Source organism: Sphingomonas sp. Leaf4, from assembly GCF_920939515.1.
GTDB lineage: Bacteria > Pseudomonadota > Alphaproteobacteria > Sphingomonadales > Sphingomonadaceae > Sphingomonas.
The window spans coordinates 13,005-29,502 of sequence record NZ_CAKLBB010000011.1; the positions used below are offsets into that span (position 1 = coordinate 13,005).

At 66.9% G+C, this 16,498-nt stretch carries 14 protein-coding genes and 1 pseudogene; 11 read left to right on the forward strand and 4 right to left on the reverse strand.

Annotated elements, in window-relative coordinates; all coding sequences use genetic code 11:
• Positions 1-6: 6 nt before the first annotated feature.
• Positions 7-1,071 (reverse strand): alpha/beta fold hydrolase, encoded by a 1,065-nt coding sequence (locus LRA89_RS16100; protein ID WP_230771848.1) that lies wholly within the window; start codon positions 1,069-1,071, stop codon positions 7-9.
• Positions 1,072-1,392: 321 nt separating this feature from the next.
• Between LRA89_RS16100 and LRA89_RS16105 the strand changes: the two are divergent.
• The 4 genes and pseudogenes from LRA89_RS16105 to LRA89_RS16120 all read left to right on the forward strand — a co-directional run bounded on the left by LRA89_RS16105 (position 1,393) and on the right by LRA89_RS16120 (position 5,634).
• A pseudogene (locus LRA89_RS16105) lies at positions 1,393-2,370 on the forward strand (serine hydrolase domain-containing protein).
• A gap of 13 nt (positions 2,371-2,383) precedes the next feature.
• Positions 2,384-2,860 (forward strand): nuclear transport factor 2 family protein, encoded by a 477-nt coding sequence (locus LRA89_RS16110; RefSeq protein ID WP_230771850.1) that lies wholly within the window; start codon positions 2,384-2,386, stop codon positions 2,858-2,860.
• 167 nt (positions 2,861-3,027) lie between these two features.
• Positions 3,028-4,110 (forward strand): AraC family transcriptional regulator, encoded by a 1,083-nt coding sequence (locus LRA89_RS16115; protein ID WP_230771852.1) that lies wholly within the window; start codon positions 3,028-3,030, stop codon positions 4,108-4,110.
• Between the two features lie 45 nt (positions 4,111-4,155).
• Entirely contained in the window at positions 4,156-5,634 is a 1,479-nt protein-coding gene (locus LRA89_RS16120; RefSeq protein ID WP_230771854.1) for a S41 family peptidase, read from the forward strand.
• A 76-nt stretch (positions 5,635-5,710) separates the two neighbouring features.
• On the opposite strand, the gene LRA89_RS16125 is transcribed toward LRA89_RS16120, so the two are convergent.
• The 3 genes from LRA89_RS16125 to LRA89_RS16135 form a co-directional block, all read right to left on the reverse strand.
• Positions 5,711-5,923 (reverse strand): helix-turn-helix transcriptional regulator, encoded by a 213-nt coding sequence (locus LRA89_RS16125; RefSeq protein WP_056496585.1) that lies wholly within the window; start codon positions 5,921-5,923, stop codon positions 5,711-5,713.
• A complete protein-coding gene (locus LRA89_RS16130) occupies positions 5,916-6,332 on the reverse strand; it encodes a hypothetical protein (RefSeq protein ID WP_230771857.1) in 417 nt (138 codons plus the stop codon). Before LRA89_RS16130 ends, LRA89_RS16125 begins: the two co-directional genes overlap by 8 nt.
• 411 nt (positions 6,333-6,743) lie before the next feature.
• Positions 6,744-7,001, reverse strand: a complete 258-nt coding sequence (locus tag LRA89_RS16135; RefSeq protein WP_230771859.1) for a hypothetical protein — start codon at positions 6,999-7,001, stop codon at positions 6,744-6,746.
• Between the two features lie 88 nt (positions 7,002-7,089).
• On the opposite strand from LRA89_RS16135, the gene LRA89_RS16140 reads away from it, so the two are divergent.
• The 7 genes from LRA89_RS16140 to LRA89_RS16170 all read left to right on the forward strand — a co-directional run bounded on the left by LRA89_RS16140 (position 7,090) and on the right by LRA89_RS16170 (position 16,468).
• A complete protein-coding gene (locus LRA89_RS16140) occupies positions 7,090-8,058 on the forward strand; it encodes a LysR family transcriptional regulator (RefSeq protein WP_230771861.1) in 969 nt (322 codons plus the stop codon).
• Between the two features lie 278 nt (positions 8,059-8,336).
• Positions 8,337-10,664: a TonB-dependent siderophore receptor gene (locus LRA89_RS16145; protein WP_230771863.1), complete on the forward strand. Its 2,328-nt coding sequence runs from the start codon at positions 8,337-8,339 to the stop codon at positions 10,662-10,664.
• Between the two features lie 21 nt (positions 10,665-10,685).
• Positions 10,686-12,479, forward strand: coding sequence for an ABC transporter ATP-binding protein/permease (locus tag LRA89_RS16150; protein ID WP_230771865.1), 1,794 nt, complete (start codon positions 10,686-10,688; stop codon positions 12,477-12,479).
• The gene (locus tag LRA89_RS16155; protein ID WP_230771867.1) at positions 12,476-13,834 is read left to right on the forward strand and encodes a TldD/PmbA family protein; all 1,359 of its coding nucleotides are present in this window, start codon (positions 12,476-12,478) and stop codon (positions 13,832-13,834) included. The genes LRA89_RS16150 and LRA89_RS16155 overlap by 4 nt, the downstream gene beginning before the upstream one ends.
• On the forward strand, positions 13,831-15,288 hold the full coding sequence (locus LRA89_RS16160) for a metallopeptidase TldD-related protein (protein WP_230771869.1): 1,458 nt from the start codon (positions 13,831-13,833) through the stop codon (positions 15,286-15,288). The genes LRA89_RS16155 and LRA89_RS16160 overlap by 4 nt, the downstream gene beginning before the upstream one ends.
• Before the next feature lie 14 nt (positions 15,289-15,302).
• The gene (gene trxA, locus LRA89_RS16165) at positions 15,303-15,629 is read left to right on the forward strand and encodes a thioredoxin (protein WP_230771871.1); all 327 of its coding nucleotides are present in this window, start codon (positions 15,303-15,305) and stop codon (positions 15,627-15,629) included.
• The gene (locus LRA89_RS16170; protein ID WP_230771873.1) at positions 15,626-16,468 is read left to right on the forward strand and encodes a hypothetical protein; all 843 of its coding nucleotides are present in this window, start codon (positions 15,626-15,628) and stop codon (positions 16,466-16,468) included. Before trxA ends, LRA89_RS16170 begins: the two co-directional genes overlap by 4 nt.
• Positions 16,469-16,498: the final 30 nt, after the last annotated feature.

A 16,498-nucleotide genomic window follows, 5' to 3' on the forward strand; every position in this document is an offset into this window, starting at 1 on the left:
CCCACCTCAGTCCGAATAGCGGCAGCGGTTCCCGATCCGGCGGTGGCCGCGTACGGCGTCGACCATCGTCGATACCGTGTCGATCACGACGTCCGGTCTGGAGGACATCATGCTGTGGGTCGAGCGCGGCACGACGCAATTCACGCCATCGACCGAGCTGGCCGCCACCTCGTCGTGCATCATATTCCACAGCGCCCACATCTCGTGGGCTCTGGGATGCCCGGTCGAGCTGAACGACCGCGTCAGGACGAGGATGCGCGCCTTCGTCTGCGTACCGCGCGGCCATGACAGCGTCGCGAAGTCGAGCCCTTCGGTCTCCGCCAGCTTCGCGTGCAGGTTGGAGCTGCGCTGCCACCGGCGATACGTATCGCTGGCAAAGGCGGGCGGCTCGAAGCCGGGCCGGTCGGGCGCCACGCAGGACGTCTCCGCCTTGCTGCCCGGAAGGAGGGTGCCGTCGTTCGCCGCCCGCGCGCAGTCCCTCGCGGCGGCGAGTCTAGAGGCCGTCGGGTCGGCGTCCGGCGCGATGGCCGCCATCCGTTCCACCTGCCGACCCACCGCGGGATCGACCAGCACCAGCCCGGCCACCTTCCCGGGATGCCGCTGCGCATACAGGCCGACGATCGCTCCGCCCAACGATTGTCCCACCATCACATAGGGACCACGAAGCCGCGCCGCCGACAGAAGCGCGGCCAGATCCGCTTCGAGCGCATCGAAGGTGCGCGGCGTCCTCGCCGGATCGCTGTTCGAATAGCCCGCCCGGTCATACGAACAGACGCGTGTCTGCCTCGCCATCTCGCCTTGCACCGTGGCCCAGCCCCAGGCGCCTCCGCCCAGCCCAATATCCAGGATCACCACCGGCGTCCCCTTGCCTTGGCAGAACAAGGTCAGCCGTCGACCATCCGGCAGGCGGACCCGCGGTGCGGCCATATACTCGCGCCACCACCCTTCGTGTGGACTCTTTGGCGGCACGCTGCTGCTGCCGGCGTGGACGACACCGGGCGTGCCGGGCACCTGCCCATGCAAGATGGTTGCCACCCAGGCCGCCGGGACCAGCAGGACCCGCGCGATCATCCCTGAACGTTTCCCCTCTGCCATGCTCCGCCCCCCGTACCGACCGTTCCGGCACCATGCGCCATCGTACGGTCGCCTCCAAGCGGGGGAGTCTGTCCACCGTTCCCGTCGGGATGGTATTTCGACAATCTCATGGCGGTTCTCACGTCCGTGACGTCGATGGAAAATATGATCCAGGTTGCGGCCAAACCTAGACGCCGCTAGCTGTTGCATATGAATAATACAGTCGGTGTGCTGAGGCAGGCGGTGTACGGCGGTTTGGTCGCGCTGGTGACTTGCACCTCTGTGGCGGACGCCGGAACGAACTCCGCGCTGCCGGATATGACCCCGATCCTGCGCGAACAGCGCGTGGAGAGCGCGTCGATCGCCGTGATCCGCAACGGACGGATCGTCTCGACCGGGGCTTGGGGCATGGCGGGGCCGAACCGCGCGGCGACTATCTCCACGCCCTATAATCTCGCCTCGCTGACGAAGCCGCTCACGGCAGAGGTCATCCTGCGACTGGTGTCGGCCGGCAAGCTGTCGCTCGATGCGCCGATGGATCGCTACTGAAGCGACCCCGATCTGTCGCGCGATACGCGGCGGCTGACGCTGACCGTCCGCATGGCGCTGAGCCATCGCACCGGGTTGCCGAACTGGCGCGATGCGAAGGGGCTGGCGTTCGATCATGAGCCCGGCACGACCACCGGCTATTCGGGCGAGGGGTATCAATATGCGGCGCGCTACGCCGAGCACCGCACCGGGCAATCGTTCGAGACCCTTGCCGGGCGCTGGCTGTTCGCCCCCGCCCATATGCGCGCCTCGGGCTATGTGTCGGCGCAAGGCGAGACGGTGCCGATCGCCGTGCCCTATGACGACGCAGGCAAGCCGCTGCCGGTCGAGCGGGTGACGCGGTACAATGCTGCCGATCTGGCGCATGCGACCGCGCGTGATTATGCGCGCTTCCTCATCGATGCCCGCAACGACCGGGGCCTGGTCGCGTCTTTGGCGGCCGAGCGCAGCAAATCGCAGGCCGACCTGATGCCCGACATCTGCGCCGGAGCGAAGGCAACCACCTGTCCACCCTGGACCGGCTTTGGCCTCGGCTGGCAGCTCCTCGGCTTTCCCGGGGGCACGACGATGCTCCACACCGGCAAGGATGCCGGGGCGTTCACCTTTGCCGCGATCGATCGTGCGAGCGGCGACGGGATCGTCATCCTGACCAACAGCGACAACGGGTGGCGGGTCATCCTGCCCATCCTCGCACGCACCGGCAGCGATCCGAAGCTGATCGCTTTCTTACGCGGCCAGATGAACTGACGGGACCAAAGCCATGATGACCGCCATCGCCGTTACCGCAACGCTGCTCGCGACACCCGTGCAGGCTCCGGCCGATCCGCTGACGACGGAAATCGGTGCCCTCGATGCCAAGGTGTTCGACGCCTACAATCGCTGCGACCTGCCGACCTTCTCCGGTTATTTCGATCCGAAGGTCGCCTTCTATCACGACACTGGCGGCGCGACGTTCGAGCGTGATGCGATGGTAGACGGCGTTCGCAAATATATTTGCGGGAAGGTGAAGCGCGAGCTGATCCCGGCGACGTTCCGCGTCTATCCGATCAAGGACTATGGCGCGATCGAGGAAGGCGAACACCGCTTCTGTGAACTGGCGACGGGGCGATGCGAGGGGATCGCCAAATTCGTGATGGTCTGGGCGAAACAGGATGGCATCTGGCGGATCACCAGCGTCCTGAGCTACGGCCATCGCGCCGCGATGCCTGCGGAGCAGCGGAGCGCTGCCGGCAAATAGCGTACCAAGGCTTCGCGTTGGGATCGGGTTCTGGGAAAATACGAGCATCTTCGAAACCCGTCCAACATCATATTTCGGAACCTCCCAGGCGCCTGCGCATGACCAGCTCAATCGCCCATTGACGTTGCTGGTGCAGCGAGGCTGATAGCCTTGTGAACATCGGTCCCATGTCCCTCATCCTCGGTCTGTTCGAGGCGCAGATGCTGGTGCTGGCGGCTGCCATCATCATCGGGCGAAACGGGATGGCGCGACGCTCTCTCGGTGGGCTGCTGATCGTCCTGTGCGGTATGCTGACGCCGTTCGCGATCGGTTATGCAGGCTTCTACGATCGCTGGCCGTGGCTTTCGTTCGCGCCGTTCGCCGTTCCTCTGGCGATGGGGCCGTTGCTCTACGCGCACCTGACCGCCCTGATCTTCGACCGACCGATACCGCGTTGGCATGCCGCGTTGCCGGTGGCCCAGTTTGCTTATCAGGCTGTCGCCTTCTGCCTGCCGCTCGATCTGCGGGGAGCGTTCGACCGGGAGGTGCAACGCCCGTGGCTCGATCCGATCCTAGCGGCGCTGCTGCTGACATCGATGATCGGATATGCCGTTGCGGGCTTGCGCGTCCTGCGCCACCATCGAGGCTGGTTGCTGGCGCGCCGATCAAACCTCGCCGCGGCAAGGCGCGTGCGAGCGGTGCTGATCGCCTATGCCGCGATCGTGACGGTGCGGACGGGATACCTGATCGCGGATGCGCTGATCGCGCCGCTCTCCTACTTCGATATGTTCGGCTTCTACGTCGTGCTGGCGGTCGTCGGCAATTATCTGGCGATCGAGGGCTGGCGGCAGGCGGACGCCCGACCGCAGCCGATCGTGGAGCCGACTGGGCGCGACTGGCGGCCGGTCGCGTCCGGGTGGATGGACCGGATCGAAGCGCATGGATGGTGGCGCGACCCGGACCTCGATCTTGCTGGACTCGCGCGCAGGCTGGGGACCAACACCGCCTATCTGTCGCGTGGTCTCAACGAGGGGCTGGGGTTGGGATTCGCCGAAGCGATCAACGGGCTGCGCGTCGAGCATGTTGCCGCCCGGCTGCGCGACGGCGCCGAGGGCGATATTCTGACGCTCGCGATCGATGCCGGTTTCGGATCGAAGGCGACCTTCAACCGCGTGTTCAAGGACCGGTTCGGCGTCACACCCTCGGCCTATCGCCGCGTCTCAACCGACAAAAACAACGCGGAACGCCCGGATTTGCAGCGCACCGCCTGACGTGCATCGGCATCGGCTCGGGGCACATCCGCTCGGAGCAATACCATGACATATCTCGATCGCCGGCACCTTCTGACGGGAGCGTCGGGCCTGATCGCCACCGCTTTCCTGCCCACCCCAGCCAGGGCGACCGGCGAGCTGCTGTCACCCGCGGCGATGCGGGTGGACGTTGGCATCCTGTCCGATGCCTATGTCAGTCTGCATCCCGGCCTCTACCGCTATCTGACCCCGGCGGGGTTCCAGCAGGAACGCCGCCGGCTCGATCGCTTCGCCGGCACGCCTCGCACCCTGGGGGACTTCTACCTCGCGCTATCGGCCTTCACCGCCAGCGTCCGGTGCGGTCACAGCTTTCCCAATCCCACCAACCAGACACAGGCCGTCGCGTCGGCGCTGTTCGGCAAGCCCGATCGCTTACCGTTCGCCTTCAGATGGCTGGACCGACGCATGATCGTCACCGCCGATCTCGGCAGCGGGTATCATCTGCCGATCGGAAGCGAGGTCGTCGCGATCGATGGTATCAGCGCACGCGACATGCTGGCGAAGATGCTTCCCTATGCCCGCACGGACGGCAGCAATGATGCGCGAAAGGTGGCCGACCTCGGCATAGCCGGTGATGCCGATCAGCCGACATTCGACGTGCTGCGGGCGCTGCTGTTCCCGTCGTCCGGTCCTTCGGCGCGTGTCGTGGTGCGGATCGCCGGCAGGGCCGAGACGATCGCTTGCCCCTTGCTGGCCGCCACGGCGCGCGACGCGGCGTTGCGCCATTCCTCCAGGGATTCCCCCTATGGCTGGACGTTCGAGGTGCGCGGCGCGGTCGGCATCCTGACCATGCCAACCTGGGCGGTCTTCCAGGAAAAATGGGATTGGCAGGGCTTCATCGACGCCAGCCTTGACACCGCGGTCGATCGCCAGCTTTCGGGCATCGTCATCGACGTGCGCAACAACGGCGGAGGGCTCGATTGCGGGGCGGCGATCGTCGCCCGACTGATCGAAGCGCCCCTCACCGCAGACAGCTATTCCCGCCATGTGCGGTATCGCAAGATACCCGACCGGCTGGCTCCGTACCTCAAAACCTGGGACCCCAGCTTCAAGGATTGGGGAGCGTCGGCGGTCGGTCCGGACGCAGCCGGCTTCTACACCCTGACCCGTCCCGCCGACGCGTCCGACACCGACACTATCCAGCCCAAGGGCCGCCGGTTCGCCGGCAGGGTCGCCGTTCTCGTCGGCCCGAAGAACGCTTCGGCCACCTTCGGCTTCGCAGGCCTCATGCAGAGTCACCGGCTCGGAACGCTGGTCGGTGAGCAGACCGGCGGCAACCGCCGTGGCATCAACGGCGGTGCGTTCTTCTTCGTCGGGTTGCCGGGTTCGGGCATCGAGGTCGATCTGCCGCTGATCGCCTATTGGCCCGAGACGCCGCAGCCGGATGCTGGAATCATGCCCGATATAATCGTGCCGGCCCGGACCGCCGATATTCAAGCCGGCCGGGATACCGCGCTGATGCGGGCGGTTGTCGTGGTAAGTTGAACGATCCGCCTTCGGACAGTCTCGTTCCCAATCGGGAAAATAGCCGCTCAGAAACCGTGACCGCCCCGAACCATCGCTAATCTTTCCACTGGAATACTTCGTCGAGAGGTTTTTCGAGGACCTTGGCTATGCGAAAGGCAGCTTCGAGAGACGGCGAGTACTTACCCTGCTCGATCGCAGCGATGGTCTGACGGGTTACTCCGATGCGCTCGCCTAATTCCGCTTGGGTCATTTCGCCGGCGAGGAAGCGCAAGGTGCGAAGCTGGTTGGTAATCCTGCCCTCAACCATGCCAGCCCCGCCGATAGCTCGCCACCACGACGCCGTACCGGACGATCTCGGCAGCGACCAAAGCCAGTAGGGCCGCGTTGCTGATCTGCCATCCCTGCTTGCTGAACGGCATGACGACGCCGACGACGATCATGCCGGTCAGCAGGACGAAATAGGCAATGCGGGTGCCGCGTCGATCGATTGCCCGATCCCGCTCGTCGGCTTTGGCTCGGGCTTCCTTGCCTGCCCGAACCGCCAGCAGGATACTTCCGACGATCATGATAACCGCCTGCGCGGTCGCAACCCCACCGAACAGCAGCAACATGTCGAGCATCGATCGCTGCGATGCCGCCACCAAGGCGAAATAGGCACCGTATGCCACCACCATCACCGACAGCGCCAACCACGCCTGCTTCTCACGCCATGCCATACCCATCTCCAAAGTTGATTAAGTATGACTCTGTGTCATGTATTTTTGACATGGAGTCAAATGTAGCTTCCACCGCCAGGATGATCGTTGAATGGCGCCTGGCAGATTGCCTTTCCCGAGACTGGGTGGGTGTCGCGGACGCGACAGCAGCGTTCGTCGCTCCGCCCCGCCCGCTGACGCTGCCTTGGCTCGAGCGACTGGCACCGAAGGTGGTCTGATCCCGGACCTTTCCGTATCGTGCCGGGATTAATATAGGCCAACTTGACGCCGCGATCCGGGCGGGTGCTGTCGGTACGATCGTTATGATGGCATGGCGTCTATTCGGCGCGCGGAAGCAGGTTGGCTTGCCCGCCGCCCTGTTCGCACCGCTGGCGCTGTGTCTGGCGGGCTTCGTCATCGGCAACACGCCGATCACGTCGCTGGCCCCTGCCGGCAACGGTCGGGGCCGCCGTTCACGCGGTGAGCGGCTTCGCTATCGTGCTTCGACAGCCGGTTCAGATCGGGAGGGGTGTGACCAGCGATACCGCGGGTGAGCACGATGCCATCTGCCAGACCACCCGCCTCCTCGCGGATCTTCGCCTCGAACGGGTTGCTCCTGAAGGCGGTGGCCTTGGCGACGACCACGATCACCGACAGGCCGAAATCCCTGGCTTCAGTGAATGTCGGCACGATCCGGTATGCATGAGACCGGCAGCAGCGCGGGCCGGCCTCCAACATCGATGGGCGGCGCGACGGAAATCAGCTATAAGACGGTCCGATGAAGGTCGATCACTATGATGATGGCGTCGACACGCGACCGATCCGACGATTGAACCTGAATCTCCTGTATGCGCTCGACGCGATCCTTCGTTCGCGAACGCTGACCGAGGCCGGGCGGTCCGTCTCGCTCAGCCAGCCTGCGATGAGCATGTCGCTGCGTCGCCTGCGTGACCATTTCCGCGACGAACTGGTCCTGTACCGGGGTGCGGACCGCCAGTTGACCGCGCTCGGCGAGGCATTGCGTCCGCACATCGCACGGGTGATGCGCGACGTGACGCAGGCTTTCGGCCTCAGCCTCGACTTCGACCCGCTGGCCGCCCGCCGTTCGATCTCGATCGCGGCGGACGAGGCGATCGAGCTGATGTTCCTCCGCTCCGTCGTCCCCGACATCCTGCGCGCTGGTCCGGGGCTCGACGTGAGGCTGGCGCCCTTCCATTACGGGTCGGTCGATCGCATGTTCGACGAGGGCGTCGACATCGCGATCATCCCGGAAATGATGGCGGGTCCGACGACGAACATCCTGCCGCTGTTCGACCATGGGCTGGTCGGCATGATCTGCGATCGCCATCCGACGTTCGGCGACAGCCTGTCGCTTCGCGAGTACCGCGACGGACGCCACGCCGCGCTGGTCGAGGATGCCGAACGGATCGCGTCCTTCGCGCAATCGGATGCGCCGCCCTTCAGCGACCGCAGAATCGTCGTGCGGACCGGCCATTGCGCGATGCTGCCGCATCTGGTGATCGGCACCGACCTGATCGTGACCGCGAGCAACTGGCTGACCCAGTATTTCGCGTCGATCCTGCCGGTCCGGCTGGTGGACCTGCCCGTACCGGGCGGATTGATGCGGATGGTCGCCGCATGGCCCGAGCACCGGTCCAACGACCCGCTCATCCACTGGCTGCTCGACCGGATCGTCGACCGGATCGACTGGCTCAATGCCCCGTTGCCGCGCTATCAACGGCGTTGATAGCTACCATCACGACTTGTGATTTGTCATCGCCGACGGGCTGCGCCACTACATCCGGGTAGCGGCAACCCATCGCACCGGCCGGAACTCCGGCGGTAGACGACTCCCCCCGCTACGCGCAGGAAGATCGCCCAGCCATGACAATGGCGGGCAGCGAGACGCCGGAGATACGCGCAGCGTTCGGTACGGAACGGCCGGCAAGCGGCCGCTGCTGTCGCGCGTGATGATGTCCGGCCACGGGAAATCGGCCGCATGGCCGCTTCAGGGGGATTAGTATCATGAAGACACTGTTCGCGCGGGGCGTCCCGCATCTGGCTGCGCTGGTCGCGACGGCGCCGGTTATGGCGTCGCTGCCCTACGCCCCGGCGCAGGCGCAGGCGACGCGCATCACCGTTCCAGCCCTGCCGCTTGCCGAGGCACTCCAGCGGATCGAAACCGCGACCGGCGCCACAGTGGTCTATGACGGCACCGCGATCGGCGACAGCATGTCGATGCCCGTGATCGATGCCACTACCGCCCTCGACGCCGTGCGGCAGGCGACGGGCAGGCTGGCGGTCAGCGTCCGGGCGGATGAGACGGGGCGGATCGTCGTCACCGGCGCCGGCGACATCGTGGTGACCGCGCGGCGGGACGAAGCCGAAACGGGGTTGCTGGTTCGCGCCACGACGACGTCGAGCCGCACCGGACAGGCCTTGCGCGACCAACCGCGCAACACCCAGGTGATTTCGAGCCGTCTGCTCGAGGAGCAGCAGGCGCAGACGATGACGGACGCGCTGCGCAACGCGGGCGTGACCGTCAACACCGCGACCGTGCAGGGCGGGGTCGGTTACTCGGTGCGCGGTTTCGGGGCCGGTGGACTGGTCAACGGGCTTCCGGCCGCGGGCAGCGATGGCAGCGGGATAGCGGGCACGACGCAGCCGATCGCGAACATCGAGCGGATCGAGGTGCTGAAAGGCCCGGATGCGTTGCTGGCCGGTATCGAAAGCCTGGGCGGAACGATCAATATCGTCACCAAGAAGCCCAGTGCCGAAACGCGGCTCGCGATGGCGGCGGAAACCGGATCCTACGGCCAGGGGCGGCTCACGATCGATGCCAACCGCGCGATCGACGCGGACGGGACCGTCAGCGCGCGCGTGATCGGCGCGGCATCTACCGCGGACCGGAATTATGGTGGCTATCGAGGCAACAAGGACTTTCTCTTCGCGCCCGGCCTGCGGTTCAAGAACGCGACGACCGACCTGATCGTCAGCGCGAGCGTCGGCGAACAGAAATTCGGTCCGACCCCGTTCGTACCGCTGAACCCGAGGACCAATCGCCCCTTCGATGTCACGACGACACAGCCGCTGTTCCGGCGTAAGGATCAGGGTATCGAAATCAATACGACGCAGTTCGCGGCGGACATGACCCAGAAGGTCACCGACTGGCTGACCGTCGTGGCGAGGGGGCAGCACCAGAAGACCTATGTCAACGTCCAGCAATATTCGCCCTTCGGCGTCTTTCCGTCGGGCGATGGCCGGATGGCGATCAGCAATTCGCGCTCGGCGCAGGGCCTGAACTCGGACGCCGTCGATGTCTACGCCCGGTTCAAGGTCGCCACCGGTCCGCTCGACCATCTGCTCGTCGCCGGATATACCTATGTCGACAACGACACGACGGCCTTCAGCTCGTCGACAAGCACCGTACTTACCTACAATTTCCTGACCGCCACGCAGCCGCCCCGCGACTTCGCGCCGATCAATCGCACCGATTCGATCAGTTCGAGCACGCAGAACGGATATTATGCGCAGTATCTGATGAAGGCGTGGAAGCTCTCGCTCCTCGCCGGGGTGCGCCACAACGTCGTCGACACCGCCTCGCAATTCCTGGTCTGGAGGGAGACGGCGAGCAATCACAGCGTCGCCACCACCCCGAATTTCGGCCTGGTGTTCGACGTGACCGACGACATCGCGTTGTTCGGATCGCTCGCCTACGGATATGCGCCCACATCGTCGATCGGGCGGGACCGTCGTAAATTGCCCGACATCAAGTCGCGCAATGCCGAGGCCGGCGTCAAGATCACGCTGTTCGGTGACCGGATGCTCATCAACGCCTCGTACTTCCGGTTGCGGCAGAGCAACCTCATCATCACCGATCCGACCGATTTCCTGTTCCCGATCGCCGTGCCCGGACTGCAAAGCACCGGTATCGACCTCAACCTGAGCGGCGAGATCCTGCGCGGCTGGACGATGCAGGGGTCCTATACCCGCACGGACTATAAATATCTGACTCCGTCCGATTTCGGCAACGTCGTGGTCGCCCAGCCGAAGGATAATTACAGTCTCTACACGTCCTACCGGCACAGCTTCGACACCGCGTTGAGCGGGGGCGTCGGGGCGGGGCTGTTCGGGCGGTCGAGCGCGTCGGTCGATATGACGGGCAGTTATTACGTGCCCCCCGCGCGACAGGTGGATCTCAACGTCTTTCTGAAATCGGGCGCGATCGACGTCAATCTGGGGCTGCGCAACCTCTTCGACCGCCGCAACTACAACATCACCTACAGCTCGACCTATCTGCCGGTGGCCGAACCGCGCAATTGGCGGCTGACGGTCGGCTACCGGTTCCGCTAGGTGGACGGGCGCGGAGCGGACATGACGTTGCCGGTGCCGACGGGCGGGGAGGTCCGGCGCGAGGCGGGGGCCGCCCCGCCCCAGCCCGCCCGGGAGCGGTGGCGGCACGCCTTCGTCCTGATCGGCCAATATTGGGGTTCGGCTGACTGGAAATTCGCCTGGGGCGCGCTGGCCGCGTTGATCGGTCTTCAGTTCGGCACCGTCTATGTCTTTATCGCCACCAATCGCTGGCAACAGGATTTCTTCGACAGCGTCGAGCAACGGCGCGTCGCCGAATTCGCCGGGCTGGTCCTCGCCTTCATCGGGGTGATGACGTTGCAGGTCGGTGTCCAGATGTTCACCAGCGCGGTGCGGATGGTGCTGGCGATCCGGTGGCGCGCGTTCCTGACCGAGCGCTATGTCGATCGCTGGATGGGGCGCAACCGGTTCGCAGAGATCGAACGGTTGCGGGTGATCGACAACCCCGACCAGCGGATCGCGGTCGATATCGCGGCGATCACGGGCATGGGGGGCGTCGACGGCATCGTGCCGCTGTGCGTCGGCGTCATCGGCAGTATCGCGACGTCGATAAGCTTCATGGCGATCCTGCTCGAAACCGCGGAGCCGCTGCGGCTGTCGCTGTTCGGCGCGACGCTGTCGATACCGGGCAGCACGATCTGGTATGCGCTGCTCTACGCATTCGTCGGCAGCGTCGTCATCGCGAAGATCGGCAGCCCGTATATCCGGGCGACGATGCGACAGCAGCATTTCGAGGCCGATTTCCGGGCCAACCTGATCCATGTGCGCCGCAATGCCGCACAGATCGGATCGGCCGGGGCGGTGTCGACCGAGCGCGACGGCCTTCGCCGCAGCTTCGGCGAGGTGCGCCGCAACTATCGCACCGTCATCTACAGCGTCCTCGGGATCAATCTCGGGCAGGGCATCTACGAACGGATCGGCAGCGTGCTGCCGCTGTTCCTGATGGCGCCGCGCTACCTGGCCGGCGGGATCGGCTTCGGACAGTTGATGGGCGCCCGCGATGCCTTTCAGACGCTGGCCGGGAGCCTGTCCTACTTCGTCCATGCCTATAACGCGATCGCGACGCAGATCGCCAACATCAACCGGCTGAAGGCGCTCGACGATGCGCTCGACGCGACGCGCCCGTCGGGGATCGCGGTCGATGTCGTCGCGCTTCCGGCTGCGGTGCTGGCGACCACCGGATTGTCCATCCAGCGACTGGAAGGCGGCGCGATGCTGACCGTCGCGGACTGGACGGTCCGGCCGGGCGAGCGCTGGATGGTGCAGGGCGCATCCGGTTCGGGCAAGAGCACGCTGCTCCGCGCCATCGCCGGGCTGTGGCCCGACGGGCAGGGGCGGATCGCGCTCGCCCGCGATCAACTGGTCATGATCGTGCCGCAGCGGCTGTATCTGCCGCTGGGCAGTCTGAAGGCCGCGATCTGCTTCCCCGACCCGCCGGAGCGACACACGGATGCCGCGATCGCGGCGTTGCTCGATCGCGTCCGGCTGGGCGTCCATGCCGCGCAGCTCGACACGGTCGGGATCTGGCAGGAAGCGCTTTCGCCCGGCGAGCAGCAGCGCATCGCACTGGCGCGCATCCTGCTCCACCGCCCGACGCTGATCGTGCTCGACGAGACGACCAGTGCGCTCGATGCGGACAACGCCCGGCATTTCTACCGGCTTCTGCGCGACGACCTGCCCGACGCGACGATCATCGGCGTCATCCACGACGAACGGCTGCGGCATTTCCATACGCACCGGCTGGCGATCACCGACGGCCATGCGGTGCCGGCTGTCCTTGCGGGGGACGAGGCATGACCAGGCCCTATGCCGGCCAGACCGAGGCGGCGATGCGCGACGCGGTGTCGGTCGCGGTCGACCATGCCGTCGCGCTGGGGGCGGACGGCGTCTCCGCTGGCGCGCGGGCGGGCGGCGGCCTCCGCATCGTCGTGCGCGACGGGATCGCCGACACCGCCTTGCGCGACAGTCACCAGACGCTGTGGCTGACCGTGTTCCGCGGCGGGCGGAGCGGATCGGCCTCGTCCTCCGCGCTCGACGCGGGTTCGATCCGGCGCGCCGCCGACGAGGCGTTCGCGATCGCCGGCCATGTCGGATCGGACCCGATGGCGGGCCTTGCCGATCCGGATACGCTGGCGCTGGACGGCTTGATGCCGCCGATGCTGGCACCGTCCGGCCTCGATGCCCCGGCGTTGCGCGACATTGCGGTGGAGGGCGAGGCGCTGGCGCGATCCTGCTCCGCCCCGGTGGGCGTCGATCTGCGGGTGACCGAAGCAGGGGCGGCATCGAGCGACACGGTGACGGCGCTGGCGACCTCCGCCGGCTTCTGCCGGAGCGCCGCGACGTCGATCCACCGGCGCTGGGCGATGGTGCTGGCGCAGGGGCCGGACGGTGCCGTCCAGGAGGTCGGACAGACGAGCGACCGCCGTTTCGATGCGCTCGACGATGCGGCCACGGTCGCGGCCGGCGCGGTCGCGCGGGCCGTCGCCCGGCTGGGCGGACGGCGCATTCCCGGCCGCGCCGCGCCGGTGCTGTTCGATGCGCGGATCGCCGCGACGCTGGTGGAGGATATCGTCGGCGCGCTGTCGGGCGGGCCGCAGCATCGCCGCGCGAGCTTCCTGCTCGATACGCTCGACCGGCCGGTCGCGCCGGTGCATCTCGACCTGACCGAAGACCCGTTCGAGCCTTGGGGCATGGCCAGCGGCGGCTTCGACGGCGAGGGCGTGGCGGGCCGGGCGCGGTCGATCATCGCTGGCGGGGTCGTGCAAGGCTATCTGCTGGCCACCGCCTCTGCCCGGCGGCTGGGGATGCGGTCGACCGGCAATGCCGACGGGCCATGGAACCTGCGCCTTACCAGCAGCGCGCCCGGCGGCGACGCCGCGGCGATGCGCGGGCTGCTGCACACGGGGCTGATCGTCACGCAGTTGCTGGGGGGCGCGACCGATCCGGTGTCCGGCACCTGGACCCGCGCGGTCGAGGGCCTGTGGGTCGAGAACGGCACCGTGATACACCCCGTCGCGGACGTCACGCTGGGCGGCACCATGCGCGACATGATGGCCGGGATCGTCGCCGTGGGCGACGACGTCTATCGCAACGGCGCGATCCGGTGCGGATCGATCCTCGTCGAGACCATGCATATCGGAGGTTCCTCATGACCGTCCTGCCTTCGGCGATGGACATCGCGACGGCGCGGATTCTCGAACCCGCCGATCTCGATCCCGCGCATCTGTCGCGCGCGCTCGGCGTGCTGGCGTCGCGCGGAGCGGATCTTGCCGATCTGTATCTGGAAACCGCGACGGTACGGCACTGGCGCCTGCAGGACGGGCGCGCGGTCGCGGGCGGGTTCGGGATCGAACAGGGGGTCGGCGCCCGCGCCGCGCGGGGCGGGCATGTCGCCTTCGCCCATTCCGCCGATCTGCGTCCGCCCGCGCTCGCCGCTCTCGCGCAGACCGTTCGGTCGTTGCAGTTCGACGGGATCGAGCGGCCGGCGACGGCCGTCCCGTTCGGGCACGCCGCGGCCGGGCATGATCGCTATCCGATGATCGATCCCGTCGGCGATGTCGATGCCGCGCGCTGGATCGCGCTGCTCGACCGGGTCGACGCGCTCGCCCGGGCGGCCGATCCCCGCATCGTGCGGGTCGATGCCAGCGTGATGGCGACGGATCACGTCATGCTGGTCGCCGATCTGGACGGACGCATCGCCGCGGACGTCCGCCCCGTGGTGCGGATCACCATCGCCGTCGTCGCGGAGGCGAACGGCCGTCGCGCCAGCGGGCGGGCCGGGCTGGGCGGACGGCACGACGTCGCCGGGCTGGACGACGCCGCGATCGCGCGCAGCGTGGCGCGTGCGGTGCGGATCGCGACGACCAACCTCGATGCCCGCGCGGCCCCGGCCGGGGAGATGCCGGTGGTCCTCGCGCCCGGCTATCCCGGCGTGCTGTTCCACGAAGCGGTCGGGCACGGTCTGGAAGGCGATCATCATCGCAAGCGCCTGTCGGTATTCACCGACCGGATCGGCCAACGGATCGCTCCGCCCGGGGTGACCGTGATCGACGATGGCGGGCTTCCCGGGCGGGTCGGGTCGCTGGGCATCGACGACGAGGGCACGCCGCACGCGCGTACCGTGCTGATCGAGGATGGCGTCCTGACGGGATTGATGCAGGACCGGCTGAATGCCGGGTTGATGAACACGCGCTCCACCGGCAACGGGCGGCGCCAATCCTATGCCCACCTGCCGATGCCGCGGATGACCAACACGTTCCTGGCCCCCGGACGCGAGGATCCCGCAGACATCCTCGCCTCGGTGAAACACGGCATCTACGCGGTGGAGTTCGGCGGCGGGCAGGTCGACATCACCAGCGGCCGCTTCAACTTCACCACCACCGAAGCGTGGCTGATCGAGGATGGCCGGCTCACCGCGCCGGTCGACGGCGCGACGCTGATCGGTGTCGGGACCGACGCACTCAACGGCATTTCCATGATCGGCCACGATCTCGCGCTCGACGACGGCGAGGCGAGCTGCGGCAAGCAGGGGCAATCGCTCGACGTCGGGGTCGGTCAGCCGACGATCCGCATCGATGCGATGATGGTCGGCGGCCGCAACGGATAACAGGAAGGAATGGCATGACCACCACGACACAGTCGGCGAGCGCCGACGATTTCGATCGCCTCGTCCTGTCCGCGCAAGGATTGGGACTCGTCGATTTCTGGGCGCCCTGGTGCGGACCATGCCGCGCGATGGCGCCTGCGCTCGAGGATCTCGCCGCCGATTACGCCGGGGATTGTGCGATCATCAAGGTGGATATTGAGGCGCATCCCGACCTCGGGAAGCAGTTCAACATCGCCAGCCTGCCGACGCTGGTCCTTTTTCGTGACGGTGCCGAGATCGCGCGCGTGATCGGCAACAAGTCGCGCACGCAACTGGCGGCGCTGCTGGACGAGCATCTGTGACGGACACCGGAGCGTTCGGCGGCGACCCGAACGTCAAGGCGGCCCTGCTCGCCCGCATCGACCGGCACGTTGCGGGCGGGACCATGACGTTCGGCGACAGTGCGTGGACCGGCGACGGCGGCAGCGCCCTGGGCGTGTCGATCGCGGGCATCGATCCTGCCGCCTATACCGCCGCCTTCGGCTATCCGCTGCCGCTGGCGGCCTTGCTCGATCCGCTCGCGCGCGATCTGTCGGAGGCCAGAGACGCCCCGGCGTTCGTGCGGTCATGGGTGTCGACGGTCACGCCCGGCGCGGACCTGTCGGTGGTGCCGACCCGGCTGATTCTATACATGCTCGACGATCCCCGGCTGCGCGGGATCGACGACGCATTGGCGGATCGGCTGGTGGGTCTGCACTGTCGCGATCTGGACGGCAGTCCGGGCGACCGGGGCGAGTGGTCGTCGGTCCGGCGATCCATCCTCGCCGCGAAGCAGGATGCGGATCCCCGCGCTACCGCCTTTGTGGTCGGGCTGTGGGAAGTGGCGGCGTGGCCCGCGGCGCGGGGCCGCTCGACACTGGTCGCCACCTTCAACGCCTGGCGGCAATTGCAGGCGATCGTCGACGACCCGGAATGGAGCCGCGAGGACGAATGCCGGAAAGAGGCAAAGATGAAGGCGCTGTGGTACGCCCATGCGCCGGCCGCCGACGGCGGCGAGGTCGATCTCGCGGCATTGTTCGAGGCATCCGATCCCGCACTCGCACGCCGGTCGAACCGCAATCTCCGCCGGGTGAGAGACGCCCTGCATGGGGCGGCACCGCTGCTGGCGGATCGCTGCACGGCGCTGTTCCGGGACGCATGATGCCGTCCATGCGGGCGGACGATCGACGGA